This window comes from Micromonospora sp. NPDC002296 (assembly GCF_040296145.1).
Lineage (GTDB): Bacteria > Actinomycetota > Actinomycetes > Mycobacteriales > Micromonosporaceae > Micromonospora.
This window is the reverse complement of record NZ_JBEOWQ010000007.1, coordinates 149163-175041: the sequence shown is the minus strand read 5'-3', so window position 1 is coordinate 175041 and position 25879 is coordinate 149163. Positions and strand designations below refer to the sequence as shown.

General features: G+C 73.2%; 19 protein-coding genes. 9 read left to right on the top strand and 10 right to left on the bottom strand.

The annotated features are described in order from the left end of the window. Positions 1–176: 176 nt before the first annotated feature. Positions 177–1844, bottom strand: a complete 1668-nt coding sequence (gene araB, locus ABT023_RS08880) for a ribulokinase (RefSeq protein WP_350883262.1) — start codon at positions 1842–1844, stop codon at positions 177–179. Between the two features lie 104 nt (positions 1845–1948). Continuing rightward, complete coding sequence (locus ABT023_RS08875; RefSeq protein WP_350883260.1) at positions 1949–3130, bottom strand: Cmx/CmrA family chloramphenicol efflux MFS transporter; 1182 nt, start codon at positions 3128–3130, stop codon at positions 1949–1951. 468 nt (positions 3131–3598) lie between these two features. Between ABT023_RS08875 and ABT023_RS08870 the strand changes: the two genes are divergently transcribed. Together ABT023_RS08870 and ABT023_RS08865 are read left to right on the top strand one after the other, a co-directional pair. Next, on the top strand, positions 3599–4612 hold the full coding sequence (locus ABT023_RS08870) for a LacI family DNA-binding transcriptional regulator (RefSeq protein WP_350883258.1): 1014 nt from the start codon (positions 3599–3601) through the stop codon (positions 4610–4612). A gap of 263 nt (positions 4613–4875) precedes the next feature. Continuing rightward, positions 4876–6330 carry a cellulase family glycosylhydrolase gene (locus ABT023_RS08865; protein WP_350883256.1) on the top strand — a complete coding sequence of 485 codons (1455 nt, stop codon included), beginning with the start codon at positions 4876–4878 and terminating at the stop codon, positions 6328–6330. 60 nt (positions 6331–6390) lie between these two features. Here ABT023_RS08865 and ABT023_RS08860 read toward each other — a convergent pair whose 3' ends face one another. The 6 genes from ABT023_RS08860 to ABT023_RS08835 all read right to left on the bottom strand — a co-directional run bounded on the left by ABT023_RS08860 (position 6391) and on the right by ABT023_RS08835 (position 13079). Next, positions 6391–7518 carry a DUF3103 family protein gene (locus ABT023_RS08860; RefSeq protein ID WP_350883254.1) on the bottom strand — a complete coding sequence of 376 codons (1128 nt, stop codon included), beginning with the start codon at positions 7516–7518 and terminating at the stop codon, positions 6391–6393. Between the two features lie 78 nt (positions 7519–7596). Continuing rightward, entirely contained in the window at positions 7597–8625 is a 1029-nt protein-coding gene (locus ABT023_RS08855; RefSeq protein WP_350883252.1) for an ABC transporter ATP-binding protein, read from the bottom strand. Further along, a complete protein-coding gene (locus ABT023_RS08850; protein WP_502890619.1) occupies positions 8622–9677 on the bottom strand; it encodes an ABC transporter ATP-binding protein in 1056 nt (351 codons plus the stop codon). Before ABT023_RS08850 ends, ABT023_RS08855 begins: the two co-directional genes overlap by 4 nt. After that, the gene (locus ABT023_RS08845) at positions 9674–10555 is read right to left on the bottom strand and encodes an ABC transporter permease (RefSeq protein ID WP_350883344.1); all 882 of its coding nucleotides are present in this window, start codon (positions 10553–10555) and stop codon (positions 9674–9676) included. The genes ABT023_RS08850 and ABT023_RS08845 overlap by 4 nt, the downstream gene beginning before the upstream one ends. Before the next feature lie 20 nt (positions 10556–10575). After that, on the bottom strand, positions 10576–11520 hold the full coding sequence (locus ABT023_RS08840; RefSeq protein WP_350883250.1) for an ABC transporter permease: 945 nt from the start codon (positions 11518–11520) through the stop codon (positions 10576–10578). 17 nt (positions 11521–11537) lie between these two features. Further along, complete coding sequence (locus ABT023_RS08835) at positions 11538–13079, bottom strand: ABC transporter substrate-binding protein (protein ID WP_350883248.1); 1542 nt, start codon at positions 13077–13079, stop codon at positions 11538–11540. A 406-nt stretch (positions 13080–13485) separates the two neighbouring features. Between ABT023_RS08835 and ABT023_RS08830 the strand changes: the two genes are divergently transcribed. Further along, positions 13486–14040, top strand: a complete 555-nt coding sequence (locus ABT023_RS08830) for an STAS domain-containing protein (RefSeq protein WP_350883246.1) — start codon at positions 13486–13488, stop codon at positions 14038–14040. A gap of 59 nt (positions 14041–14099) precedes the next feature. Here the strand turns inward: ABT023_RS08830 and nhaA are convergent, their stop codons facing one another. Beyond that, entirely contained in the window at positions 14100–15419 is a 1320-nt protein-coding gene (gene nhaA, locus ABT023_RS08825) for a Na+/H+ antiporter NhaA (RefSeq protein ID WP_350883244.1), read from the bottom strand. Positions 15420–15745: 326 nt separating this feature from the next. Here nhaA and ABT023_RS08820 point away from each other — a divergent pair, with 326 nt between their 5' ends. Further along, positions 15746–17056, top strand: coding sequence for an extracellular catalytic domain type 1 short-chain-length polyhydroxyalkanoate depolymerase (locus ABT023_RS08820; protein WP_350883242.1), 1311 nt, complete (start codon positions 15746–15748; stop codon positions 17054–17056). Between the two features lie 140 nt (positions 17057–17196). Next, a complete protein-coding gene (locus ABT023_RS08815) occupies positions 17197–18366 on the top strand; it encodes a M20 family metallopeptidase (RefSeq protein ID WP_350883240.1) in 1170 nt (389 codons plus the stop codon). A 128-nt stretch (positions 18367–18494) separates the two neighbouring features. Here ABT023_RS08815 and ABT023_RS08810 read toward each other — a convergent pair whose 3' ends face one another. Then, on the bottom strand, positions 18495–19097 hold the full coding sequence (locus ABT023_RS08810; protein WP_350883238.1) for a CGNR zinc finger domain-containing protein: 603 nt from the start codon (positions 19095–19097) through the stop codon (positions 18495–18497). A gap of 84 nt (positions 19098–19181) precedes the next feature. Here ABT023_RS08810 and ABT023_RS08805 point away from each other — a divergent pair, with 84 nt between their 5' ends. The 4 genes from ABT023_RS08805 to ABT023_RS08790 all read left to right on the top strand — a co-directional run bounded on the left by ABT023_RS08805 (position 19182) and on the right by ABT023_RS08790 (position 25776). Further along, positions 19182–19748, top strand: a complete 567-nt coding sequence (locus ABT023_RS08805; RefSeq protein WP_350883236.1) for a hypothetical protein — start codon at positions 19182–19184, stop codon at positions 19746–19748. Positions 19749–19845: 97 nt separating this feature from the next. Next, positions 19846–21858 (top strand): sensor histidine kinase, encoded by a 2013-nt coding sequence (locus tag ABT023_RS08800; RefSeq protein ID WP_350883234.1) that lies wholly within the window; start codon positions 19846–19848, stop codon positions 21856–21858. Between the two features lie 28 nt (positions 21859–21886). Then, positions 21887–22639: an aminotransferase class IV gene (locus ABT023_RS08795; protein WP_350883232.1), complete on the top strand. Its 753-nt coding sequence runs from the start codon at positions 21887–21889 to the stop codon at positions 22637–22639. A 587-nt stretch (positions 22640–23226) separates the two neighbouring features. Next, positions 23227–25776 carry a collagenase gene (locus ABT023_RS08790; RefSeq protein WP_350883230.1) on the top strand — a complete coding sequence of 850 codons (2550 nt, stop codon included), beginning with the start codon at positions 23227–23229 and terminating at the stop codon, positions 25774–25776. The last annotated feature ends 103 nt before the right edge of the window (positions 25777–25879 follow it).

Here is a 25879-nt window from a genome sequence, read left to right as displayed (position 1 = left end):
GGTCGATCCAGCATCGCGGAGGCCGGTGCTGTCCGGTGGTTTCCCGGACAGCACCGGGCAGAGTCGACTCGTCGCGGCGCCCCGGCCGGGAGCGTCGGCCGCGCGATCCGAGCGGTGGGCCGCGCCGCCTCGGCGCGCGGCTTCGGCTCATGCCAGCGCCCCGAGGGGACCGCCGCCTACCCGGCCGGGTCGTGGTCGGTTGCCCGCCGGGCGGCGTTGCGGATGGCGCGCAGGCGCAACAGCACGTCGTCGCCGCCCCGGCCGAAGTGGTCGTGCAGCCGCCGGTACTCGGCGTACAGCGCGTCGTAGGCGCGGGCCCGCTCCGGGTCGGGCCGGTACACGTCGCGGTCGACCCGGCCCATCGCCGCCGAGGCGGCCGGCACGTCGGGGTACGCGCCGGCGGCGACCGCCGCGTGGATCGCCGAGCCCAGTGCCGGCCCCTGCACGGAGCCGATGATGCCCAGCGGACGCTTCGTGACGTCGGCGTAGATCTGCATCAACAGGGCGTTGGCGGTGAGCCCTCCGGCCACGATCAGCTCGTCGACCGGCACGCCCGCCTCGGCGTACGCCTCGATGATCATGCGGGTGCCGTACGCGGTGGACTCCAGCAGGGCACGGTAGACGTCCGGCGGCCGGGTGGCCAGGGTGAGCCCGACGATCAGCCCGCTGAGGTCGTGGTTGACCAACGGGGAGCGGTTGCCGTTCCACCAGTCCAGCGCCACCAGGCCGTGCGCGCCGACGGGCTGGGCGGCGGCGGCAGCGGTCAGCACCTCGTGCGAGGCATAGCCGGCGGGGGCGGCGTGCGCGACGTACCAGCCGAAGATGTCTCCGACGGCGCTCTGGCCGGCCTCGTGGCCCCAGGAGCCGGCGCTGATCCCGCCGTCCACGACGCCGCACATGCCGGCCACCTCGGCCGGCTCGGTGGCGTTGACCATGTGGCAGGTGGAGGTGCCCATGATGACGACCAGCCGGCCCGGGTCGAGGGCCTGCGCGGCGGCGGCGGTGACGTGGGCGTCGATGTTGCCGACCGCCACGGTGACACCCTCGGGCAGGCCGGTCCACGCCGCGGCCCGCGCGGTCAGCCCGCCGGCCCGGGCACCCAGCGGGGCGAGCGGACCATCGATCTTGGCGACGAAGTCGGCGAAGCCGGGGTGCAGGGCGGCCAGGTAGTCCCGGGACGGGTACCGGCCGTCCTGGTGGAGGCCCTTGTAGCCGGCGGCGCACACGTTGCGGGTCTCGACGCCGCAGAGCTGCCAGACGATCCAGTCGGCGGCCTCGATCCACCGCTCGGCCCGGTGGTAGACCTCCGGGTCCTCCTCCAGCAGTTGCAGGCCCTTGGCGAACTGCCACTCGGCGGAGACCTTCCCGCCGTAGCGGCCGATCCACGGCTCGCCGCGGGCGTGGGCCAGGGCGTTGATCCGGTCGGCCTGGGGCTGGGCGGCGTGGTGCTTCCACAGCTTGACCCAGGCGTGCGGGCGGGTGCGCAGCTCGGGCAGCTCGCACAGCGGGGTGCCGTCGGCCAGGGTGGGCAGCACCGTGCAGGCCGTGAAGTCGATGCCGACGCCGACGACGCGACGCGGGTCGACGCCGCCGGCGGCCAGGGCGGCCGGGACCGCGTGTCGCAGCACGTCGCGGTAGTCCTGCGGGTCCTGCAGGGCCCAGTCCGCCGGCAGCGCCCGCCCGTCGACGGCGAGCGCCGACTCCATCACGCCGTGCCGGTAGTCGTGCACCGCCGTGCCCAGCTCGGCGCCGTCGCCGACGCGCACCACCAGCGCCCGACCCGACAGCGTGCCGTAGTCGACACCGACGACGTACCGGTCCCCCGGCCCCGGGGAAACGCTCATGACATCCTCCGCTCACCCGCTCGCGACATGTTCGGCAACGCTCGATCAGTCACCGCCGGCCCTCGTTCCTCGACCCTCGACCCTCGACCGAGCGTTCGCGTGGGTCATCGAATCGCCTGGCCGACGCGGGGTGCGATGAATCGCCGCAGCGGCAGGCCGATGAGCAGTGCGACCGCCACGAGGAGGCCGCTGGCCCACACCGGGCCGAGATCGCCAGCATCGGTCCCGAGGGTCGCTGCCGCGACGACGGGGCCGCCGGCGGCACCGATGTTGAGCGCCGCAGTCGCATACGACCCTCCCATGGTGGGGGCGCCTGCTGCCTCATGGAGCACCCTGGCGATCAGGGTGCCGCCCAGCGCGAAGGAAAGCGTGCCCTGCACGAACACGAGGAGCAGAAGCGCCACCGGCTGGGCAGCCAGGGCCGCCAACGCGACCCAGCCCAGCAACAGCAACGGGCCACCGACAGCGATCACGATGCCGGGACGCTGATCGGAGAGCCGTCCCGCGAGGGTGACGCCGACGAAGGACCCCGCACCGAAGAGCACCAGCACGACCGAGACCCACAGCTCGCCCAGGCCGGCGGTGTCGGTCACGATCGGTGTCAGGAAGGTGAACGTGGCGAAGGTGGCAGCGTTGACCAGGGCACCGAGCAGCATGACGAGGACCAGCTTGGGCATCGCGAGTTGGGCGATCTCGTGCCGAAGAGACGAGCCGGCCCGAGTGTCCCGAGGGGTCCTTCCGACCCGGGCCGGGATGCCCTTCGCGACGCCGAAGGCAGCGGGAAGGCAGAGCAGTGCGATCGCCCAGAAGGTCGCCCGCCAGCCGAGCACCGTGCCGAGCACCGCACCGCCGGGAACCCCGGCGATGGTGGCCACCGTCGTACCCGAGAGCAGCACCGCCAGCGCACGCCCTTTCCGATCAGATGCGACGAGCGTGGCCGCCGTGCTCAGTGCCACGGCCAGGAAGCCCGCGTTGGCCAGGGCGGCGATCACCCGGGTGACAGCCAGAACCGCGAAACTCGTGGTGAGGGCGCCCGCGACGTGGGCCACGGCGAAAACCAGCACGAAGCCCAGCAGACTGGCCCGGGCAGGCCACCAGCGCGCCAGCGCCGCCATCAGCGGCGCACCGACGATCATCCCGACCGCGAACGCCGAGGTCAGAAGCCCGGCGGTCCCGACCGACACGTCGAGGCTCGTGGCGATGTCCGGTACCAGGCCGGCGAGCATGAACTCCGAGGTGCCCATGGCGAAGACCGCCACGGCAAGCAGGTAGAGCGGCAGAGGCATCAAGAGCTCCGAGGTGAGAGGAAACGAGGAGACGTCTCGTCACCGCGGCCAGCACCCCGAGGACGCGCGCAGATGTCCCAGGCAGCACGACTGCTGGGAAGCGGGCTGTGAACTCAGCGGTTCAGGGGGCTGACGGCGTGACCGAAAGCCCCCACCTTGGATGCCTCGGGGCTCGACATGGCGCGAACCCTACCCAGAACCACCGGTCAGCACGCAACCGGGTTCCGCCCCGGGGCGCGTGTCGTCAACCTCGTGCCCCACGCCGGCGCTCACCCACGTCGTCGCCAGGGTACTGGCGCTTGAGGTCCGGGGACGGCCCCGGGCGACCGTGGGTTTCGGAAATGTTTCGGCTGCCGGGCGAGTGGTGGAGAGGGCCGCGACGACGGGAGCGGCACCGGTTCCGGGAGGGCCGACCGCCGAAAGTTTCGGGATATGCTGCGGCCGGGCCGACCTCGTGAGGGAGATGTCATGGAGCAGCGGCGGGCGACGCTGGCGGAGATCGCGCGCGCCGCCGGCGTGTCGGTCCCCACCGTCTCGAAGGTGCTCAACGACCGCCCCGACGTCGCGCCGGACACCCGCCGGCGAGTGCAGACGCTGCTCGACGAGCGTGGCTACACCGCGCGCGGGTCCAGCCGGCCGGCTGCCCGGGCCGGGCTGATCGACCTGGTGCTGCGGGACCTGGGCAGCCCGTGGGCGATGCAGATCATCGACGGGGTGGAGGAGTTCGCCTACCGCGCCGGGTTCGGCGTGGTGGTCTCCGCGGTGCACGGCCGGCACCGCAACCGCCCCGACCACCGGTGGACCGAGCAGCTCGCCGCCCGGCGCTGCGACGGCGTGCTCCTCGTGCTGTCCGACATCTCGACCGGCCAGCGCGGGGAGCTCGACGAGCTGAGCATCCCGGTGGTGATCATCGACCCGGCCGGGCAACCCGGGGCGGACATCCCCTCCGTCGGCGCCACGAACTGGGCGGGCGGACGCGCCGCCACCGAGCACCTGCTCGGTCTCGGGCACCAGCGGATCGCCGTGATCGGCGGGCCGGCCGCCGTGCCGTGCAGCCGGGCCCGGGTCGACGGGTACCGCGCCGCCATGGACGCCGCCGAGCGGCGGATCCCCGCCGGCTACGTCCGCACCGGGGACTTCACCTCCCCGTCGGGCTATCGGGAGACGAACGCCCTGCTCGACCTGCCCCGGCCGCCCACCGCGATCTTCGCGTGCTCCGACGAGATGGCCTGGGGGGCGTACGAGGCCCTCTACGAGCGCGGGCTGCGGGTGCCCGACGACATGAGCGTCGTCGGCTTCGACGACCTGGACGCCGCGCGGTGGGCGGTGCCGCCGCTGACCACCGTCCGCCAGCCGTTGACAGAGATGGCGGGGATGGCCGCCCGGATGCTGCTCAACCTGATGGACGGCGAGGAACTGGGCAGCCACCGCATCGAGCTCGCCACCCCGCTGATCGTCCGACACAGCACGCGCGCCCGCTGACCGCGACGCCGCACGGCACCCGCCCGACGCCGGCCGGCGCCCGCGGGTCGCCGAACCGGGCAGCGGGGTACCCGGACTTCGATGTATCGACATGTTGCATGAAGGTTACGGACGCCTCTAAGCTGCCGTGGGAGCGCTCCCGAGGCCTTCGCCGGTCCGCCGGCGGATGCGCGCGTAGGCACGTCCCGCACCACATCCCCCACCGCCGGGGCGACCCCCGTCCCGGGCCCCGCCCCACCACCCCCGACGGAAGAGACGGTCCGATGAAGAGAGTCCCCCGCCCGTCCCGACGACACCTGGCCGTGGCAGGCGCCGTCGGCGCGCTGGCCCTGGGCGCGACGGCGGTCCTGCCGGCCACCAACGCCATGGCGGCCACCGGCTGCGCCGTCACCTACACGACCAACAGCTGGGCCGGCGGGTTCACCGCCTCGGTCACCGTCAAGAACCTCGGGGCCGCGGTCAACGGCTGGACCCTCGGCTTCAGCTTCCCCCACTCCGGACAGCGGGTGGTGCAGGGCTGGTCGGCCACCTTCAACCAGACCGGCAGCGCCGTCACCGCGCAGAGCCTGAGCTACAACGGCTCGCTGGCCACCGGAGCGAGCACCACCATCGGCTTCAACGGCTCCTGGACGAGCAGCAACCCGGCGCCGACGTCGTTCACGCTCAACGGCACGGTGTGCACGGGCGGGACGACGCCCACCACCCCGCCGCCCACCACCCCGCCGCCGACCACTCCCCCGCCGACGACGCCCCCGCCCACCACGCCGCCGCCGGGTGGCACGACGCCCGTGGCGATCAACGGCCAGCTCCGGGTGTGCGGGGTCAACCTGTGCAACCAGTACGGCAAGCCGATCCAGCTGCGGGGCATGAGCACCCACGGCCTGCAGTGGTTCTCCCAGTGCTACAACGACGCGTCCCTCGACGCGCTGTCCAAGGACTGGCTGGCCGACCTGCTGCGCGTCTCGATGTACGTGCAGGAGGACGGCTACGAGACCGACCCCGCCGGCTTCACCAACCGGGTCAACACGCTGGTCGACGAGGCCACCGAGCGCGGCATGTACGCGCTGGTCGACTTCCACACGCTGACCCCCGGTGACCCGATGTTCAACCTGGAGCGGGCCAAGACGTTCTTCGCCGCCGTGTCGGCCCGGCACGCCGGCAAGAACAACGTCATCTACGAGATCACCAACGAGCCCAACGGCGTGAGCTGGTCCACCATCAAGAACTACGCCGAGCAGGTCATCCCGGTCATCCGCGCCAACGACCCGGACGCTGTCGTCGTCGTCGGCACCCGCGCCTGGTCCTCGCTCGGGGTCTCCGAGGGCGGTAACTCCACCGAGGTCGTCAACAACCCGGTGAACGCCGGCAACATCATGTACGCGTTCCACTTCTACGCCGCGTCGCACAGGGACAGCTACCGCGCCGAACTGGAGCGCGCCGCCGCCCGGCTGCCCATGTTCGTCACCGAGTTCGGCACCGTCACGTACACCGGTGGCGGCGCCGTGGACGCGGCCAGCAGCACCGCCTGGCTGGACCTGCTGGACCGGCTGAAGATCAGCTACGCCAACTGGACGTTCTCGGACGCCGACGAGGGCAGCGCCGCGTACCGCCCGGGCACCTGCTACGGCGGGACGTACACCGGCCCCTCCGTACTGACCGAGTCCGGCACCTTCATGCGCAACCGGATCCGCACCCCGGACAACTTCCCCACCAGCTGAGCCCGCCACCCGCACCCGGTGGGACCGCCCGCGTTCGGCGGCCCACCGGGTGCGTCGTGGTCAGAGCGGCTGCACGTAGTACGGGGATACGTCGAACCAGCCGTTGCCGGCCGCGCCGCCCAGCCGGCCGCTGCTGGCGGTGGACAGGGTGTACCAGGAGTCCACGTAGTCCGGATCGTCGGTGTACCAGGAGGTCGGAATGGCGTCGAGGATCGCGCTCACCAGCGGCTGGTACACCCCGCCGTCCACGATCACCAGCAGCGCGCCGACGATCGCCTGGACCAGGGCCTTGTAGTTGGTGTCGCCGTCGTCCTCCATCATCACCACGTCGGCCAGGTTGTACTTGTAGGCCGAGAAGTGCACCAGGAGCTGGTTCGGGTGGTAGGTCGTGCCGTCGTGGTCGAGGTAGGGCATCTGGACCAGGTCGACCGTGGGCTTGCCGTCGAGCCCGAACCCGGCCACGAGGCTGTAGACCTCGGCGTCGCCCTTGAGCCAGGGCTCCTTGTCGTCGTTGAGCCGTACCGCGTCGACCTTGGTGGCCCAGTAGCCGGACGCCGCCGCGGTCCGCGCGGTGGTCGCCGCCCGCGCGGCGGCGGTGTCGGTGACGCCCCGGCGGGCCAGCTCCCCGCGCATCAACTCCAGGCCGGCGGACAGCGCCCGGCCGGTGTCGACCTCCACCAGCAGCACCGGGCGGGCGGGAATCCGGGCGGCGTCCAGCCGCACCGACCGGGCCCCCCGGTCGTAGGCGGTGACGCTGGTCAGGGCGTCGTCGGTGGGGGTCGCCGCCACCAGCGGAACCGCGCCCCGGGTCGCCGCGGCACGCATGTCCGGGGTGGCCCAGCGCAGCCGCAGCAGTGACCCGGCCGTCGCCGGCAGGCCCTTGGCCGCGAGCACCCGCCGGTTCGCGGCCCGCGCCTCGCCGGACAGGCCCGGCACGGCGAGCAGGTCGGCCGGGCCGTCGGCGGTGGCCGCGAGGACCCCCCGGGTCGTCGCCGGGTCGTCGAGCACCCCGGCGAGCCGGCGGGCCAGCCCGTCGGTGACCGAGAGGACGGCACCGGCCGGGGCGGCGGTGGGCGCGGGGCCCCGGTGCTCGGGAAAGGCGTACGCGGGGGTGTCCACCGGGGCGGCCAGGACGGCCGCCGCCAGGCCGGCCGCAAGCGCGGCGCGGCGGAGGGTAGGAGTGTGCACGCGGGCTCCTCTGCATGGTCCGACCGCCGGCTCGTGGCGACGGTGCAGAGAAGATATACATCCAGACTGTTGGATTTATCAATGGTCGGGGTCGGCCCGCATCGCACGGACGGCCTCCCCCGCGTACCGGCAGGCGGCCTCGTGCCCGGCGGCGACCTCGACCAGCGCGGGGTCGCTCTCGGCGCAGTCGGGGCGGGCCTGCGGGCACCGGGTCCGGAACCGGCAGCCGCTCGGCGGGTCGACCGGGCTGGGGATGTCGCCGCTGAGGATGATCCGCCGACGGTGCCGCTCCACCTTCGGGTCGGCCACGGGGACGGCCGACAGCAGCGCGGCGGTGTACGGGTGGGCGGGCTGGCCGTACAGCTGCTCGGGCGTGCCGGTCTCCACGATCCGGCCCAGGTACATCACGGCGACCCGGTCGCTCATGTGCTCGACGGCCGCCAGGTCGTGCGCGATGAACAGGTAGGTCAGCCCGAGGTCGCGCTGGAGCCCGCTCAGCAGGTTCATGATCTGCGCCTGCACGCTCAGGTCGAGCGAGGCGATCGGCTCGTCGAGGACGATCAGGTCGGGTTCCCCGGCCAGCGCCCGGGCGATGCCGACCCGCTGGCGCTGCCCACCGGACAGCTCGTGTGGGTGCCGGCCGGCGAGGTCGGCGCGCAGGCCGACCATCTCCAACAGCTCCGCGACCCGCCGGCGACGGGCCTCCGCGGAGTCGACGAGCCGGTGCACCACCAGCGGCTCGGCGACGCTCGCGCCGATCGTGCGGCGGGGATCCAGCGACGCCTGCGGGTCCTGGAACACCATGGCCACCCGGCGGCGCAGTCCGCGCAACTGGCGGCGGGACCACCACGTCACGTCCCGGCCACCCACCCGGACCGACCCGCAGGTCGCGTCGACCAGGCGCAGCAGCGCCAGGCCGGCGGTCGACTTGCCGCTGCCCGACTCGCCGACCAGCCCGAGCGTCTCGCCCCGCCGGATGTGCAGCGAAACCCCGTCGACGGCGCGGACGGCGGCGCCGCCGGGCACGGGGAACCACACCCGGAGCTGGTCGAGCTCGGCGACGATCTCCCCCGGGTCGGCGACCGGGGCTGCGGCGTCGGCGGTCATGCGTCCTCCGAGAGCGGGTAGAAGGTGCGCACCTGGTGACCGGGGGCGACCGGGACCAGGGGCGGCAGCTCGTGCTCGCAGCGGGCGTCGCCCCGCACCGGGCAGCGGGGCCAGAACGCGCACCCGGCAGGCAGTTCGAGGGGGCTCGGCGGCGACCCCTGGATCGCCGGCAGGTCCCCGTCCCGAAGGCCAGGGCCGGGCCGGGCCGCCAGCAGCGCCCGGGTGTACGGGTGAGACGGCGCGTCGAACACGGCGTCGACCGGACCCTGCTCGACGATCCGCCCCCCGTACATCACGGCGACGGTGTCGGCGACCCCGGCGACCACGCCGAGATCGTGGGTGATCCAGACGACGGCGGTGCCGAGCCTGCGGCGCAGGTCGGCGACCAACTCGACGATCTGCGCCTGGGTGGTGACGTCGAGCGCGGTGGTCGGCTCGTCGGCGATCAGCAGGGCCGGCTCGCAGGAAAGCGCCATGGCGATGACGACCCGCTGGCGCATCCCGCCGGAGAACTGGTGCGGGTACGCGTCCACCCGCTGCCGCGGCGACGGGATGCCGACCAGGTCGAGCAGCTCCACGGCCCGTTCCCGGGCCTGGCGGCGGGTCATGCCCAGGTGCTCCTCGCATGCCTCGGTCACCTGCCGGCCCACGGTCAGCACCGGGTTGAGCGAGGTCATCGGGTCCTGGAAGACGAAGCCGACGTGTCGGCCGCGCAGCCGGCGGCGGCGCTGCTCGGGCAGCGCGGTCAGCTCCTCGCCGAGCAGCCGGACCCGGCCGGTGACCCGGGCCGTACGGGGGGCCAGTCCGGTGGCGGCGAGCACGGTCATGCTCTTGCCGCTGCCGGACTCGCCGACCAGGGCGAGGGTCTGCCCGGCCCGCACCGACCAGTCGACGCCGGCGACCGCCCGGGCCGGGCCCCGGCGGGTGCCGATCGTCACCGTCAGGTCCTCGATGGCCAGCACCGGCCCGGCGTCGGTCACGGCGCCGGCGTCGCGGGGGGCCGCGCCGGGGTCGCGGCCGGACTGTGCCGGGGTTCCCGTCCGCTCGCTCATGCCCTGCTCCTCCTCGCCTCGCCGACGGTGAGCTGACGCGGGTCCAGCACGTCCCGCAGCGCGTCGCCGACCAGGTTGAAGGCGAGCACGGTGAGGAAGATGGCGGCGCCGGGGAACACGCCGAGCCACCACGCCTCGGTGACGAACCCGCGTCCGTCGTAGAGCATCCGGCCCCACGCCGGGTCGGGCGGCTGGATGCCGAGGCCGAGGAAGGACAGGGCCGCCTCCGACAGGATGGCGAACGCGAGGGACAGCGACGTCTGCACGATCAGCGGCGCGGCGATGTTGGGCAGCACGTGGCGGCGGATGATCCGGGCGTCGGACGCCCCGATCGACACCGCCGCCCGGACGAAGACCTGCTCCCGCACCGAGAGCACCCCCGCGCGGGTGACCCGGGCGAAGATCGGGGTGTAGACCACCCCGATCGCGACCATCGCGGTGAGCAGGCCCGGCCCCAGCACGGCGACGATCGCGACGGCGAGCAGCAGCACCGGGAACGCGAACAGCACGTCCATGCCGCGCATCAGGACGTTGTCCACCCAACCCCGGTACCAGCCGGCGAGCAGCCCGACGGTGACCCCGACCAGCAGCGCGATGCCGACGCTGACCAGGCCCACCTGCAACGACACGCGGGCGGCGACGAGTACCCGGCTGAGCACGTCGCGGCCCAGCTCGTCGGTGCCGAAGGGATGGTCGGCGCTGGGCGGGCGGAGCATCCCGTCGACGTCGACGTCGTTGACCCCGTCCGGCGCCAGCCAACGGCCGGCCACCCCGACCACGAGCAGCAGGAACAGGACGACGGTGCCGACGACGGCCGGCGGGTCGTGCCGCAGCGCGGACAGCGCCCGGCGCAGCGTGCCGTCCCCCGCGCCGCTCACCGGGCCGTTCTCCCGGCCGCTCACCGGACGCCGATCCGCGGGTCGAGGCGGGCGTAGAGGATGTCCACCAGCAGGTTCATCAGCAGGAACAGGGCGGCGACGAACAGCACCGCGCCCTGGAGCACCGGGTAGTCGCGGGCCTGGACGGCGTCGTAGGTGAGCCGCCCGACGCCCGGCCAGGCGAACAGCACCTCGATCACGATCACCCCGCCGATCAGGCTGGCGAGCTGCACCGCCACCACGGTGACCACGGGGATCAGCGCGTTGCGCAGCACGTGCCGGACGACCACGACCCGGGAACGCAGCCCCTTCGCCTCGGCGGTGCGCACGTAGTCCTCGGAGAGCACCTCCAGCACCGAGGAGCGGATGAACCGGGTGAGGATCGAGGCGGTGACCAGCCCGACCGCCGCGGCCGGGAGGAGCACGTGGGACGCCCACCCCGCCGGGTCCTCGGTCAGCGCCACGTACCCCGAGGGCGGCAGCCAGCCGAGCACCCCGGCGAAGAGCAGGATGCCCATGATGCCCATCCAGAAGTCGGGCACCGACACCCCGAACTGGCTGAACACCCGGGCGGCGTGGTCGAGGGCCGAGCCGCTGCGCACGGCGGAGAGCACCCCCAGCGGGAAGGCGACCAGCAGGGCGAGCAGCACGGCGGTCACCGCCAGGGACAGCGTGGCCGGCAGCCGCTCCAGCACGATGGTGGTGACGGGCTGGCCGCTGCGGAAGCTGACCCCGAGATCGCCGGTCAGCGCGTGGCCGACGTAGCTGACGTACTGCGCGACGAGCGGCCGGTCGAGGCCCGACCGCTCCCGCAGCGCGTCGTAGGTCTGCTGGTCGAAGCGGGTGCCGAGGGCAACCCGGACCGGGTCGCCCGGCACCAGTTGGAGCAGGAGGAAGACGACGAGCGTCACCCCCAGCAGGACGACGACCGACTGGAGCAGCCGACGGAGGACGAAGCGTGCCACGCGAGGCTCCCGTCAGCTCACCGGTCGAGGCCGACGTCGCGGAACCGGACAGCCCGGTCGGAGCGGACCTGGTACCCGGTCACCCGCTTCGACCAGCCCTGCACCACCTCGGGGTTGTACAGGTAGAGGTAGCTGGCGTCGTCGACGATCTGCTTCGCGGCCTGGTCGTACGTCCGCTTGCGGGCCGCCGGGTCGGTCTGGGTCCGGCCGGCGTCGAGGAGCTTGTCGACGGCCGGGTTGCTGTACTTGTGGAAGTTGAACGTCGCGCCGGTGCGGTGCTGGGCGTAGTAGAACTCGTCCGGGTCGATGTTGCCGAGCCAGCCCAGCATGAACGCGTCGAAGTTGCTCCTGCCCTGCTCGTCGAGCCACTGGGCGAAGTCGAGGGTGCGGATCCTGACGGTGATCCCGACGTCCTTGAGCTGGGCGGCGATCACCTGGGCGGCGGCAACCGTCTCCGGGTACTCGTTGGTCACCATCAGGTCCATGGTCAGCCCGCGCACGCCGGCCCGCCCGAGCAGCTGCCGGGCCTGGGCCGGGTCGTGCCGGTACGGCGCGTACCCGTGGTACCAGGAGCTGCCCTCGGGGATGGCGGTCTGGTTCGGCTTCGCCAGACCGAACTTGGCCGCCTTGGTGATCGCCTCGCGGTCCAGGGCGAAGGCGATCGCCCGGCGCACGTTCACGTCGTCGTACGGCTTGCGGCCCTGGTTGAGTGCCAGGTACCAGTAGTCGGTGGAGGGCCTCGACTCGACGGTGACGTCGCCGCCTTTCTCCTTCAGCGCCGCGACCTGCTGGGGCGGGAGGTTGTCGGTCCACTGGACCTCGCCGCCGCGCAGGTTCTGCAGCGCCACGGTGGGGTCCTTGACGAAGGTGAAGGTGACCCCGTCGAGCTTCGGCCGGCCGCCCCAGTAGGCGTCGTTGCGGACCAGCTTGACGCTGTCGCCGGAGGTGTAACCGGCCACCGCGAACGGCCCGCTGCCGACCGGCCTGGTCTTGACCGCCCCGGACTCGACGTTGGACTTCTCGACGATCGCGACGCCCTTGAACCCGCCGAGGTTGGCCAGCAGGTTCGGGGTGGGCTTGGTGAGCGTGACGACCACGGTGGTCGGGGCCGGCGCGGCCACCGACTTCACGGTCTCGAACTTGTACGCCTGGTTCAGCTTCTCGGAGATGATCCGGTTGTACGAGTAGGCGACGTCCTCCGAGGTCAGCGGCGATCCGTCGGAGAACCTGACCCCCTCGCGGAGGGTGAAGGTCCAGGTGAGCTGGTCGTCGCTGGTGGTCCATCTCGTCGCCAGCGACGGGCCCATGCGCAGGTCCGCGCCCGGCTCGATCAGGGTGTCGTAGACGTTCTCCAGCACCTGGAAGCTGTAGTAGGCCGAGGTCCTGTGCGGGTCGAGCTGGTCCGGTTCCCCGCCGATGGCCGCGGCGAGCGTCCCCCCGGCGCCCCCGCCGCCCGGGTCAACGGCACCGCCGACGTCGACGCTCTCGCCGGAGCTGCACCCGGCTGTCGCAGTGAGCACAAGCGCGAGCGCCGCGCCGGCCAGCCTGGATCTGGTCATGGACCGGTCCCCTCCCCTGGTGAGCGGGGCGGGCCCCGCGGCCGTCGAGCGCCGCGATCCGTCCCGTCCACTTTCGACGGCTTCCCACCACCATGCCCGCCCCGGCCCGAATGCGAAACCTGAGGCGACGGGACCAGGGGGGCGACGGGAGCCCTCGGCGGCGGCGTCACCGCCGCGAACCCCGCCGATCCGGCGGCCTTCGGTTTTGTCACACAACTGTCATACGACTGGGAGATCCCCTCCAAAACCACGTAGCAGGGTTGCGGTTGCCCGGACGCCGCGGCGGCCCCGTGCCTCCGCCAGGCGGTGACCGACGGGTCCGGGCCGGCTCGGTCGGTGTCACCCCGATACCCGGCCGACGTCCTCCGGGGCCGACCGGGGCAGCGGACAACGAGAGGAACCCGGGATGACCGTCGTACCGGACGATCGCCTGATGACGCTGATCTGCGACGACTGCGGCGACACCACCACCGGTCATGCCTGCGTGCTGCCCGACGCCGAGGTCGTCTGGACGCTGGTGTCCGAGCACGGCTGGAGCGGCTCGCCCTTCGCCGTCGGCCCGCACCGCTGCCCGCCGTGCAGCATCGCCGGTCCGGAGGGTGGCCCCCGCTGGGCCGGCCCCCCGACCCTCGGTCTGGACCACGTCGACGACTGCGACGAGATCACGGGCCGGGACGAGGCCGCCCTGCGCGCCGCGCTCGACGACACGGTCGAGTTCGACGGGCGGGCCGTCGTGGACCTGCACGGCGTGGCGCAGATCGACCCGGCCGGACTGGGCCTGCTGGTGCGCGCGCGCCAGCAGGCCAGGGACCGGGGCGTCGTGCTGTGCCTCGCCGCCCCGTCCCGGTTCGTCCGCACCGTGCTGCACACGATGCGACTGGACGGCGTCTTCCCGGTCTTCGACACCCGGCGCGAGGCCCTGCTGGACCGCCCCCGACCCGTTCGTACCCCCGGGCGGTGAACCCTGGCCCGCCCGGCGCCGGGGTGACCACCGGACCGGGCGGGTGTGGGTCCGGCGGTTCAGCGGCCGTCGGGCCGCCCGGGCTCCGGCTGGTAGACGTCGGGCACCCCGTCGCGGTCGAGGTCGACGTTCTCGGCCTCGTACACCTGCCGGTACAGCCGGCTGCGCCCGCGCAGGATCACCGTGGCCAGGACGGCGGAGACCAGGGAGCCGGTGAGCACCGCCACCTTGACGTGGCCGTCGCGCTCGCTGCCGAGCCCGAAGGCCAACTCCCCGATCAGCAGCGAGACGGTGAACCCGATCCCGCCCAGCAGCGCCAGGCCGAGAACATCGAGCCAGTTCAGCCCCTCGTCGAGGTCGGCCCGGGTGAAGCGGGACACCAGCCAGGTGGCCAGCAGGATGCCGATCGGCTTGCCGAGCACCAGGCCGACCACGACGCCGACCGCCGCCCGGTCGGTCAGGGCGGTGGCCAGCCCGGCGAGTCCGCCGATGGTGACACCGGCGGACAGGAACGCGAAGACCGGCACCGCGACGCCGGCGGAGAGCGGGCGGAACCGGTGCTCGAAGTGCTCGGCCAGGCCCGGACCGGCGTCCGGGCCGCCGGCGGCCCGGCTGCGGAGCACCGGCACGGTGAAGGCCAGCAGCACACCGGCGACGGTGGCGTGCACCCCGGAGGCGTGCACCAGGGCCCAGGTCGCCGCCGCCAACGGCAGCAGCAGCCACCAGGAGCGCACCCGGCGCCGCACCAGCAGGGCGAAGACCGCCAGCGGGACCAGCGCGCCCAGCAGTGGCCCGACGGCCAGGTCGGAGGTGTAGAACACGGCGATGATGACGATGGCCAGCAGGTCGTCGACCACGGCGAGGGTGAGCAGGAACGTGCGCAGCGCCGCGGGCAGGAACCGCCCGACCACGGCGAGCACGGCCAGCGCGAAGGCGATGTCGGTCGCGGTCGGGATCGCCCAGCCCTTCGCCGCGTCGGCGTCGGCGATCAGGGAGTAGAGGACTGCCGGCACGAGCACCCCGCCCGCGGCGGCGGCCACCGGCACCGCGGCCCGGCGCGGGTCGCGCAGGTCACCGGCGACGAACTCGCGCTTGAGCTCCAGCCCGGCGACGAAGAAGAAGATCGCCAGCAGGCCGTCCGCGGCCCAGGTGGCGAGGCTGAGGTCCAGGTGCAGCGCCGCCGGGCCGAACCGGAGGTCCCGCAACGCCTGGTATCCGTCGGACCAGGGCGAATTCGACCAGGTCAGGGCCAGCAGTGCCCCGGCGAGCAGGAGCGCCCCGCCGACGGTCTCCTTGCGCAGGATGGCCGAGATGCGACTGGTCTCGCCCCACGAGCGTCGGGCGAACAGGCTGGTACGGCGCCGGGGGGCGTCGGTCACGGGGTCTCCTCGTCGGCAGGGGTCGCGTCATCCATCGCCGACCAGACTTCCCGGCACACCAGGACACCAACGTTAGCCTGCACCCGGGCCGGACCGCAGCGGGGGAAGGCTCACCGCCGGCGCCGGCCGCCCGGCCCGCCCCGCCGCAGCAGGGGCGCGGACACCGGGCACGGGTGCGGATGACACCGCCCACCCCGGCCCGCGAGGTTGCCAGACGGGCACCATCTATCCATACTGATGGATGTTTCTGAGCCGGACATGATCGGGCGCCGGGCAGCCTCGATCGGCAACCCTGTCGCATTCGCATTCTCCGGAGGAACCCGTCCATGAGAGGCAAGATCAGACTGCTGTGCGCCGCCCTGGCGGCCGCCGCGGTGACCGCGCTGACGGCGCTGGCCGTCCCCACCCCCGCGTCGGCCGCGGCGCTGACCGAGGTCACCGGCTTCGGCGCCAACCCGAGCAACCTGCGCATGTACCTGTACGTTCCGGACAACGTCGCGCCCCGACCGGCGCTGGTGGTCGCGGTGCACTACTGCACCGGCACCGGCCCGGCCATGTACTCCGGCACCCAGTTCGCCGCCCTGGCCGACCGGTACGGCTACATCGTGGTCTACCCGTCGGTGACCCGGAGCAGCCAGTGCTTCGACGTCGCCTCGCCCCAGGCGCTGCGCCGCGACGGTGGCAGCGACCCGGTGGGTATCAAGTCGATGATCGACTACGTCCGGCAGCGCTACCCCGTCGACCCGAACCGGATCTTCGCCACCGGCATCTCCTCCGGGGCGATGATGACCAACGTCCTGCTCGGCCTCTACCCCGATGTGTTCGCCGCCGGCGCGGCGTTCGCCGGTGTTCCGTTCGCCTGCTTCGCCACCACGAACGGCTCGGAATGGAACAGCGAGTGCGCCAACGGGCAGCTCATCAGGACCCCGCAGGCGTGGGGCGACCTGGTCCGCAACGCCTACCCCGGGTACACCGGCAAGCGGCCCCGGATGCAGCTCTGGCACGGCACGAACGACGAGGTCCTGCGCTACCCCAACTTCGGGGAGGAGGTCAAGCAGTGGACCGACGTGCACGGGCTGAGCCAGGTCCCGACGTACACCGACACCCCGCAGTCCGGCCAGACCCGCACCCGGTACGGCGGCAGCGGCCCCACCGCGCCGGTCGAGGCCATCAGCATGAGCGGCGTGTCGCACAACCTGCCCGTGGACGCCGCCCAGGCCGTCCGCTTCTTCGGCCTCGACGGCACCACCCCACCGACCACGCCGCCCCCGACCACGCCGCCGCCCACCACCCCGCCGCCGACCACGCCGCCGCCCGGCGGGGCCTGCCGGATCGGGTACGCGGTCAACGCCTGGAACAGCGGCCTGACCGCCTCCGTCACCATCACCAACACCGGCAGCGCCGCGGTCAACGGCTGGACCCTGGCGTTCACCCTGCCCGGCGGACAGACCATCACCAACGGCTGGAACGCGTCCTACTCCCCCGGCAGCGGGGCGGTGACCGCCCGTAACGTCTCCTACAACGGCTCCATCGCGCCGAACGCCTCGGTCGACATCGGCTTCCAGGCGACCCACACCGGCAACACCGCAAAGCCGACCTCGTTCACCCTCAACGGGGCGGCCTGCGCCGTCGCCTGACCGTCCGCGCGGGCAGCGGTGGGCGTCGAGGACGCCGACGCCCACCGCCACCCCGCCCGCGTCGGCGAGGTCGGGTCGCGCGCCCGGCTCAGCTCCGGGACATGATTGCCGTCGCGCTTCATCCAGGCAAAGATCCATGGATGCCTACGAGCGTATCCACTGACCGGCTCCACGACCTACGGACCCGCACGGCCGAGATGGTGGGGCAACTCGGCCGTCTGGTCTCGGTCGAGACGCCGTCCAACGACCGGTCGGCCTGCCGGGCCGGGGCGGAGACGGTGTCCGGTATCGCCGAGGAGATCATCGGCGTGCCCGCGGATTCCGTCGAGGTCGACGGACGGACCCACCTGCAGTGGCGCTGGCCCGCCGCGTCGGGCCAGCCGACCGTCGCCCTGATCGGCCACTACGACACCGTCTGGCCGTTGGGCACTCTGGAACGCTGGCCGTTCACCCTCGACGACGCGGCCGGGACCGCCACCGGCCCCGGCTGCTTCGACATGAAGGCCGGGATCGTGCAGCTCTTCCACGCCGTGGCCACGCTGCCGGATCGCGCCGGGCTGGAGATCCTGCTGACCTGCGACGAGGAGATCGGCTCTCCCACCAGCCGGAAGCTCGTGCAGGAGACGGCCCACCGCTGCGACGCCGCGCTCATCCTCGAACCGTCCGTCGACGGAGCGGTGAAGACGAGTCGCAAGGGGATCGGCCGGTACCGCTTCGACGTGCACGGACGCGCCGCCCACGCCGGGCTGGACGCGGAGCTCGGCCGCAACGCGCTGACCGTGCTGGGACGCCTGCTGCTCGACGTCGGGGAACTCGCCCGGCCCGACCTCGGCACGATCGTCACGCCGACCATGGCCGGTGGCGGCACCGCCGGCAACGTGGTGCCCGCGCACGCCTGGCTGGGGGTCGACGTCCGGGTCGCCGTCGAGAGCGAGGCGGAGCGCGTGGACGGGGAACTGCGCTCCCTCAAGCCCATCCTGCCCGACGTGTTCGTCGAACTCGCCGGTGGGGCGAGCCGGCCACCGCTGCCGGCGTCCTCCACCGCGGCCCTGTTCGCGCGGGCTGTGGCCCTCGCGCCGGCGCTGGGCCTCGGTCCGCTGCGGGGCGCCGACGTGGGTGGCGGGTCCGACGGCAACTTCACCGCGGCCGTGGGCTGTCCCACGCTCGACGGTCTCGGCGCCGTGGGGGACGGCGCGCACTCCGAGGGCGAGCACGTCGTCGTCGCGGCCATGCCGGAGCGGGCGGCGCTGGTGGCGGAACTGATCGAGGACATCCGCCGGAACCAGAACGGGGGTCCGCAGGATCGCTGAAGGGTCTCTGGACGCGGCGGCGGGCAGCTTGCCCCCGCCGGTGTCCTCCTGTCGGTGGCCGTCGCCGTGGCGGCCCGCGCCGGTGGGTTGCTCGGTGCGCTGACCGGCACGGTCTCGGTGCCTGTTCGTCAGTGGCGGTCGGCGTACGCCCGGACCTTGGCCCGGTTTCCGCAGACGGCCATGGTGCACCAGCGCCGCCGGCCCCGGGGGTCGAGGAACAGCCACCCACAGTCGGCCCCGGGGCAGGCGCGGACGTGGGCCCGCGCCGGCGTGCAGAGGAGGTCCGCGGCGGACCGCGCGCACGCGAGCAGCGGCAGGTCGAGGGTGTTGACCGGAGAGAGGGTCCAGGACGCGACGCCGTCGGCGCCCGCCGTCAGACGTGCGGCGGCGGCGGCGCGCCGGGCCTGGGCCGCGACGGCGCGGAACGCCCCGGCGTCGCCCGGGTCGAGAAGGAGGGTACGCAGCGAGGCGCGGAAGGTGCGCGTCGCGGCGAGGGCCCGCTCGGCCGTGACGGGCTCCCGGCGCGCGGCGGCGCGCAGCCGCCGTACGGTGGGCACGTCGAGCAGCGAGGCGTGCCCGGCCCAGGTGGCGAGGTGGTCGTAGCCGCGCAGCCATTCCCGGTGCGGGCCGGGAGCCTGGCCCCAGCCCGCCCAGGTGTTGCAGAGCTCCAGCCCTGGGTGGCCGGCGAGCAGCACTGGCATCCGGAGGCCGTCGACATCGGTCCAATGCACGACACCAGTATGCCTTGACCGGCCCTCCACTAACCAGACATTGTCAACACACCGGTTAACCCGATGAGAATGGTTAGGTGAGGCATGTTGCTCTCCAGGGTCGTTTCCCCGGGCCTACGGGTCGCGCTGGTGCTGGCCGCGGTCGCGACGGCCGTCCCCGCGCCCGCCGTGGCAGCCGGCACCGACCGTTCCGCCCAACGGTCACGCCTGCCCGAGCCCTGGCGGCCCTGGACGCAGGAGGAGTGGACCGCTCCGGCCGGCCGGTACTGCGCGTTTCCGCTGCGGGTCCAGGTGGTCTCACAGGACGTCCGGGTCCGGGTGGTCGACCGGTATCCCGACGGGGCCGTCAGGCGAGAGGAGTTCGCCGGTCCGCTCGTGGTCGACTTCGTCGACGTCACCACGGGACGGATGACGCGCCGGGACGCGGGCGGGTCCGGCGCGGCCGACTACCGCCCGGACGGCGGGTGGCTGCGGTACACCATCGTCGGCCCCGCGGGCTTCGGGTTCCGGGCCGGGGACCACTATCCGCAGGGTTACTACCTGCTCGACGGGCTGCACGTCATCGCGTTCGACGCCGCGGGAACCCGCCGGATGGCGGTCGCCGTCGGCACGCAGGACAACGTCTGCCAGACGCTCGCCGGCCCGGCCTGACCGGCCCGGTCAGGTGGACGGCAAGGTGGTCCCGGCGATCGTGTCGGGCCCGGCAGGGGCTGGTCCGGCCGCCGGAACCGGGCCCCGGTGGCGGATCGTGGCGTGGGCGGTGCTGACCGGCACCAGCGGGTTGACCGCCGCCTCCGTGGTGGCCTGGTGCGTGGCGGCACCACCCTGGCACCCGTGGATGCTCTACACGCTGGTGGACCTGGTGGTCGGCGCGGTCTACGGAGTGGTCGCCTGGCTGACCCTGCTGCGCCGTACCCACCTGGCCGCCTGGATCATGGCCGCGGCGGGCGTCGGCGGGTCACTGTCGGCGGCGGCGGCCTGCTGGAGCATGGTGGTGCACCGCTGGCCCGACCTGTGGACGACCGGACAGCTCGCCGGCGTCGCGTACTGGGCCTGGGTGCCCGGCTTCTACGCCCTCGTCGTGCTGCTGCCCTGGCTCCTGCCGGTACGGCCGCTCGACCGGAGCGCCCGGGTCGCCGTCGGCGCCGGCGGCGTCCTCATCGTGGTCGCGCAGGCCTGCGCCCTCACCCTGCCCAATGGCCTGCACGCGATCCCGCTCACCGACGACACCCTCCTCGCGGCCCGCGCGGCGGTCGATCCCTGGCTGGAGCCCGCGCTCGTCGCGCTCGGCGTCGCCGCCGCCGTCGGCGTGCTGGCCCGTCGCCGTACCCTGCCGCGGCAGCAGCGGCACGGCCTCGGTTGGCTCGCCATCGGCACCCTGCTGCTGGCGGCGGCCTTCCTGCCGCTCGCGCTGAACCCGGCCTTCCACGTCGCCGTCCCGGTGCCGTTCGCCCCGCTGCTCATGCTCGGCGCCCAGGCGTTCTTCCCCGCCTCCGTGCTGGTCGTGGTGCTGCGTCAGCGGCTGTGGGGCCTGGAGTTGACCATCCGCCGGACACTGGTCTGGGCGTTGATGACCGGGCTGGTGATCGGCACGTACGTCGTGGGTGTGCTGCTGCTCGGCACGGTCCTGCCGGCGACCTCGGCGGTGCCCGAGGCCGTGGTGACCGCGCTGCTCGCCGCCGGGTTCCAACCCGCGCGCGCGTGGGTGCAACGCAGGGTGGACCGGCTGGTGCACGGCGACGACGGGCCACGCCTGATCCGGCAGGTCGCCGACCGGCTACGCGCGGCGGAGCACAGCACCCGGATGCTCGACGCGGTGGCGGACGGCATCGCCGATTCGTTGCGCTTGGCCTCGGCCACGATAACCCTGACGGGAGTCCCGCCGGTACCGCCGCGCCGCGCCCCGGCCCGGGAAGGGCCGTCGGCGCGCGGCCCGGCCCTGGTGGTGTGCCTGGACGGTGGGAACGGGTCGGTGGGAGAGCTGTGGGCCTGGCCGCGCCCCGGTGAGCGGCTCGACGGGCGGACCGCCGCGCTGCTGCACGACCTGGCGCCGGTCGTCACCGCGCTCGCCCTGCTCGCCCTCGCCCAGCGCGACCTGGACCGCTCCCGGGTGCGGCTGGCGCAGAGCAGGGACGAGGAGCGCCGCAAGCTGCGCCGTGACCTGCACGACGACCTGGGGCCGGCGATCAGCGGAGTCGGGCTCGCACTCACCGCGGGCCGCAACATGCTGCGCCCGCACCGCCACCTGTCCGAGATCGCGGCGGCCGACGACCTGCTCGGCCGGCTCGTCGCCGAGATGGACCGCCAGGCGGCGGGAGTTCGCGAGATCGCCCGGGACCTCGTGCCGCCACCGTTGGAGGGCGGCGGGCTGCGACCGGCGCTGTACCGGCTGCGGGAGCGCTACGCGGCTGCCGGGTTGACGGTGCTGGTGCGGGCGCCCGACGTGCAGCTTCCCGACACCGTGGCGACCGCGGTGTACGGCATCGTCGGCGAGGCCGTGCGCAACGTACGCCGGCACGCCGGTGTGGACCGGTGCGCCATCGACGTCTCCGTGGAACCGGGCAGCCTGGTCGTGTGCGTCACGGACGAGGGGGTGGGCATCCCCGCCCCGCTGGTCGCCGGCATCGGCACCGCGTCGATGCGGGAACGCGCGGAGGGCATCGGGGCCGCGCTCACCATCACGCGGGCGCATCCCGCCCACGCCCGCCCCGGCACCACCGTCGAACTGGTGCTGCCCGTCCCGGCGCTCGTGGCCCGCTGATCATCCCGGCGGTGCCAGACTGGCCGCCATGACGGCGATCGACAACCTGGCGCTGACCAACTACGGGCACTTCACCACGATGCGGGTGCAGGACGGTGCGGTCCGCGGCCTCGGCCTGCACCTCGACCGGTTGGTCACCGACTGCGCCACGGTGTTCGGGGCCGAGCTGTCCCCCGGGTACGTCCGGGAGCGGATCCGCGGGGCGATCGCCGAAGCCGACGGCCCGCTGACCGTCCGGGTCACCGTCGCCGATCCCGGCCTGCGGCTCACCCACCCCGCCGCCCCGGCCGATCCGCAGGTGCTGGTCACCACGCGCGCCGCCACGCCACAGGCGCAGCCGCCGATGCGGGTGCGCTCCACCACCTACGTACGCGACGTGCCCGCGGTGAAGCACGCCGGGCTGTTCGGCCCGCTGTTCGAACGCCGCCGCGCCCAGCTCGACGGCTACGACGACGCGCTGTTCACCGACGGCGTTGGGCGGGTCTCCGAGGGCCCGACCTGGAACGTCGGCTTCGTCGACGGCGACACCGTGGTCTGGCCGCTGGCCGACGCGCTGCCCGGCGTGACCATGCGGCTGCTCGCCGCGGCTCACGACGGCCCGCAGCGCACCGAGCCGGTGGAGCTGTCCCGGCTGGCCGGCACGGCGAGCGCCTTCGCCACCAACGCGGCCGGCGGGATCCGGCCGATCGCCGCCGTCGACGGGATCACGTTCGCGACCGGTCACCCGATCATCGGCCTGCTGCGCCGGCGGTACGCCGAGGTCGCCCCCGAAGCCGTCTGACCGCAACGGGCGGGCCGTTCATCGGTCTGTCCCCTGTGGCCGAGGTGGTCGTCGGGCTCTGAAATGCATGGCGGCCCCTTCGTCCCGACGCGGTCGCGTCGTACGGTCGGTTGCCTCCCGCTCTGTCATGGACCTGAGAGCTGCACCGCCGGGTTCGAACGGTGTCTGTGCAGTTGTGGGCGATGCTGTCGCGACCCTAGGCGACCGGCCGAACACGTGTCAACGATGCGGCAGTGACTGTCCGACCCGGACCGCAGCGGGCTCCTGGCCCGCTGCGCGGCCGAAGGCCCAGGCCGGCGCGGCCCGACAGCAGTCCCGATGATCGATCATTAACATTGCTTTACACGATGTGTGATGTGTGCCATTGTACTGGCCACGCCCGATGCGACGCCGATCTATATCGACGGATGTCAGTTGTGATCGACGCCCGTCGGAGCGCAGGAACCGCCCCACCGAGACCCGCTGGCCTGCGCAGAGGTTCACCGAACTCCCCCGCGCCCGACCATGTCCGTCCCCCGCCGACTCCCAACCCCACCCCCCGCCGGCCGACCCCGGCCTGGTCAACATCCCGCCAAGGAGGCGACCCCGTGACGATCAGACTGTTACGAGAGCGACGTACCCGACTGGCTGCCGTGCCCTTGGCGCTGGCGCTGGCGCTGGGAATGAGCCCGCTGACCACCCCCGCCGCCGCGGTCGCGGCACCGGCGGCGAAGCCCGCCCAGGGCGCCGCCCCGGCCGACGCCGGCGCCGGCGACCGGCACGTCCGGCGGGACCCGCTGCCGCTGGACGAACGCGCCCCGCTGCCCGCCGTCCGCGACGAACTGCGCCGCGACTACGACGAGCCCGACGGCGGGCAACGACGCACCGCCCCGTCCATGCGCGGCCGGGCCGCCCCGGCCGCCGCCCCCTGCGCGACCGGCGACTTCACCAGCCGCACCGGCAGCGCCCTGGTGCAGCAGATCAAGGCGTCCACCACCGACTGCGTCAACACGCTGTTCAGCCTGACCGGCAACGACGCCTACCTGGCGTTCCGCGAGGCGCAGATGACCAGCGTCGCGTACGCGCTGCGCGACGACGCCGCCGCCTACGACGGCACCAACCGCATCGGCACCGCCTCCCTCGTGCTGTACCTGCGGGCCGGCTACTACGTGCACTGGTACTACCCGGCCACGGTCGGCACCTACGGAAGCGGCCTGCGCACCGCGATCCGCGCCGGCCTGGACGCCTTCTTCGCCAACGGCCACTCCGGCGACGTCAGCGACGCCAACGGCGAGGTGCTGGCCGAGGCCGTCACCCTCATCGACAGCGCCGAGGAGAACGCCCGCTACCTGTACGTGGTGAAGCGCCTGCTCACCGGCTACAACAGCTCGTACAACACGTCCTGGTGGATGCTGAACGCGGTCAACAACGTCTACCTCGTGCTGTTCCGGGGCCACCAGGTGCCCGAGTTCGTCACCGCCGTCACCGCGGACCCGAGCGTGGTGGACACGCTGTACGCCTTCGCCTCCGGCCACCGCTCCCTGCTCGGCACCGACCAGGGCTACCTGGTCTCCAACGCCGGACGGGAGCTGGGCCGCTTCCTCCAGCACACCGCGTTGCGGGCCAAGACGCGGCCACTGGCCCGGGGGCTGCTCAACCTGAGCGCGATCACCGGCCCCACCGCCGCCCTCTGGGTCGGCGTCGCCGAGATGACCGACTACTACGACCGGGCCAACTGCGCCTACTACGACACCTGCGACCTCCAGGCGCGGCTGGCCGCCGCCGTCCTGCCGATCACCTACACCTGCGGCACCAGCATCCGGCTGCGCGCCCAGCAGATGACCTCCGCCGAGCTGGACCGGGCCTGCGCCAGCATGCGTGACCAGGACGCGTACTTCCACTCCGTGGTGGCCGACCCCGGACCGGTGGCCGACGACCGCAACACCACCCTCGAAGTGGTGGTCTTCGACTCCAGCACCGACTACCAGACGTACGGCGGGCCGATGTTCGGCATCGACACCAACAACGGCGGCATGTACCTCGAGGGCAACCCGGCCGCCACCGGCAACCAGCCGCGCTTCATCGCCTACGAGGCGGAGTGGCTGCGCCCCACCTTCGAGATCTGGAACCTCAACCACGAGTACACCCACTACCTCGACGGCCGGTTCGACATGTACGGCGACTTCACCGCGAACATCTCCACCCCGACGATCTGGTGGATCGAGGGCTTCGCCGAGTACGTGTCGTACTCGTACCGGAAGCAGACCTACCAGGCCGCGATCACCGAGGCCGGGAAGAAGACGTACGCCCTGCGCACCCTCTTCGACACCACCTACGACCACGACACCACCCGGGTCTACCGCTGGGGCTACCTGGCCGTGCGGTACATGCTCCAGTCGCACCGCGCCGACCTGACCACGCTGCTCGGCCACTACCGCGCCGGCAACTGGAACGCCGCCCGGACGCTGCTGACCAGCACCATCGGCAGCCGCTACGACACCGACTGGCACGCGTGGCTGGGCACCTGCGCGGCCGGCGACTGCGGCGGCGGCACCAACCCGCCCGCCAACCAGGCCCCGGTCGCCGCGTTCACGGCGGTCACCAGCGGCCTGACCGCCACCTTCACCGACCAGTCGACGGACGGCGACGGCAGCATCGCCTCCCGGGCCTGGACCTTCGGCGACGGCACCACGTCGACGGCGGCCAACCCCACCAGGACGTACGCCGCCGCCGGCACCTACCCGGTCACGCTGACGGTCACCGACAACAAGGGCGCGACCGGCACCACCTCACGCACCGTCACCGTCAGCGGTGGCACCACGCCGTTGCCGGAGTGCACCGGGAGCGACATCCGGACGCTGGGCAAGAACTGCCAGCGCGGCGGCCTCCAGGCCACCGCCGGGAACCTCTACCACCTCTACGTCTACGTCCCGGCCGGCACCACCAGCCTGAAGCTCACGTCGTCCGGGGGCACCGGCGACGCGGACCTGTACTACAGCTCCACCGGCTGGGCCACCACGACCAGCTACACCCGCCGCTCGGTCAACACCGGCAACGGCGAGTCGATCACGGTCAGCAACCCGGCGGCCGGTTACCACTACGTGAGCCTGCACGCCCGGCAGGCGTTCACCGGGGTCACGGTGACCTCGCAGTACTGAGCACGCCGCAGCGCCGCCGCGCCGTCCTCCTCGGAGCCGGTGGACTCCCGCCCCGGCGGGACCACCGCCTCCGCGAGGGCGGCGCGGTCCGTGCGGGTGTCCC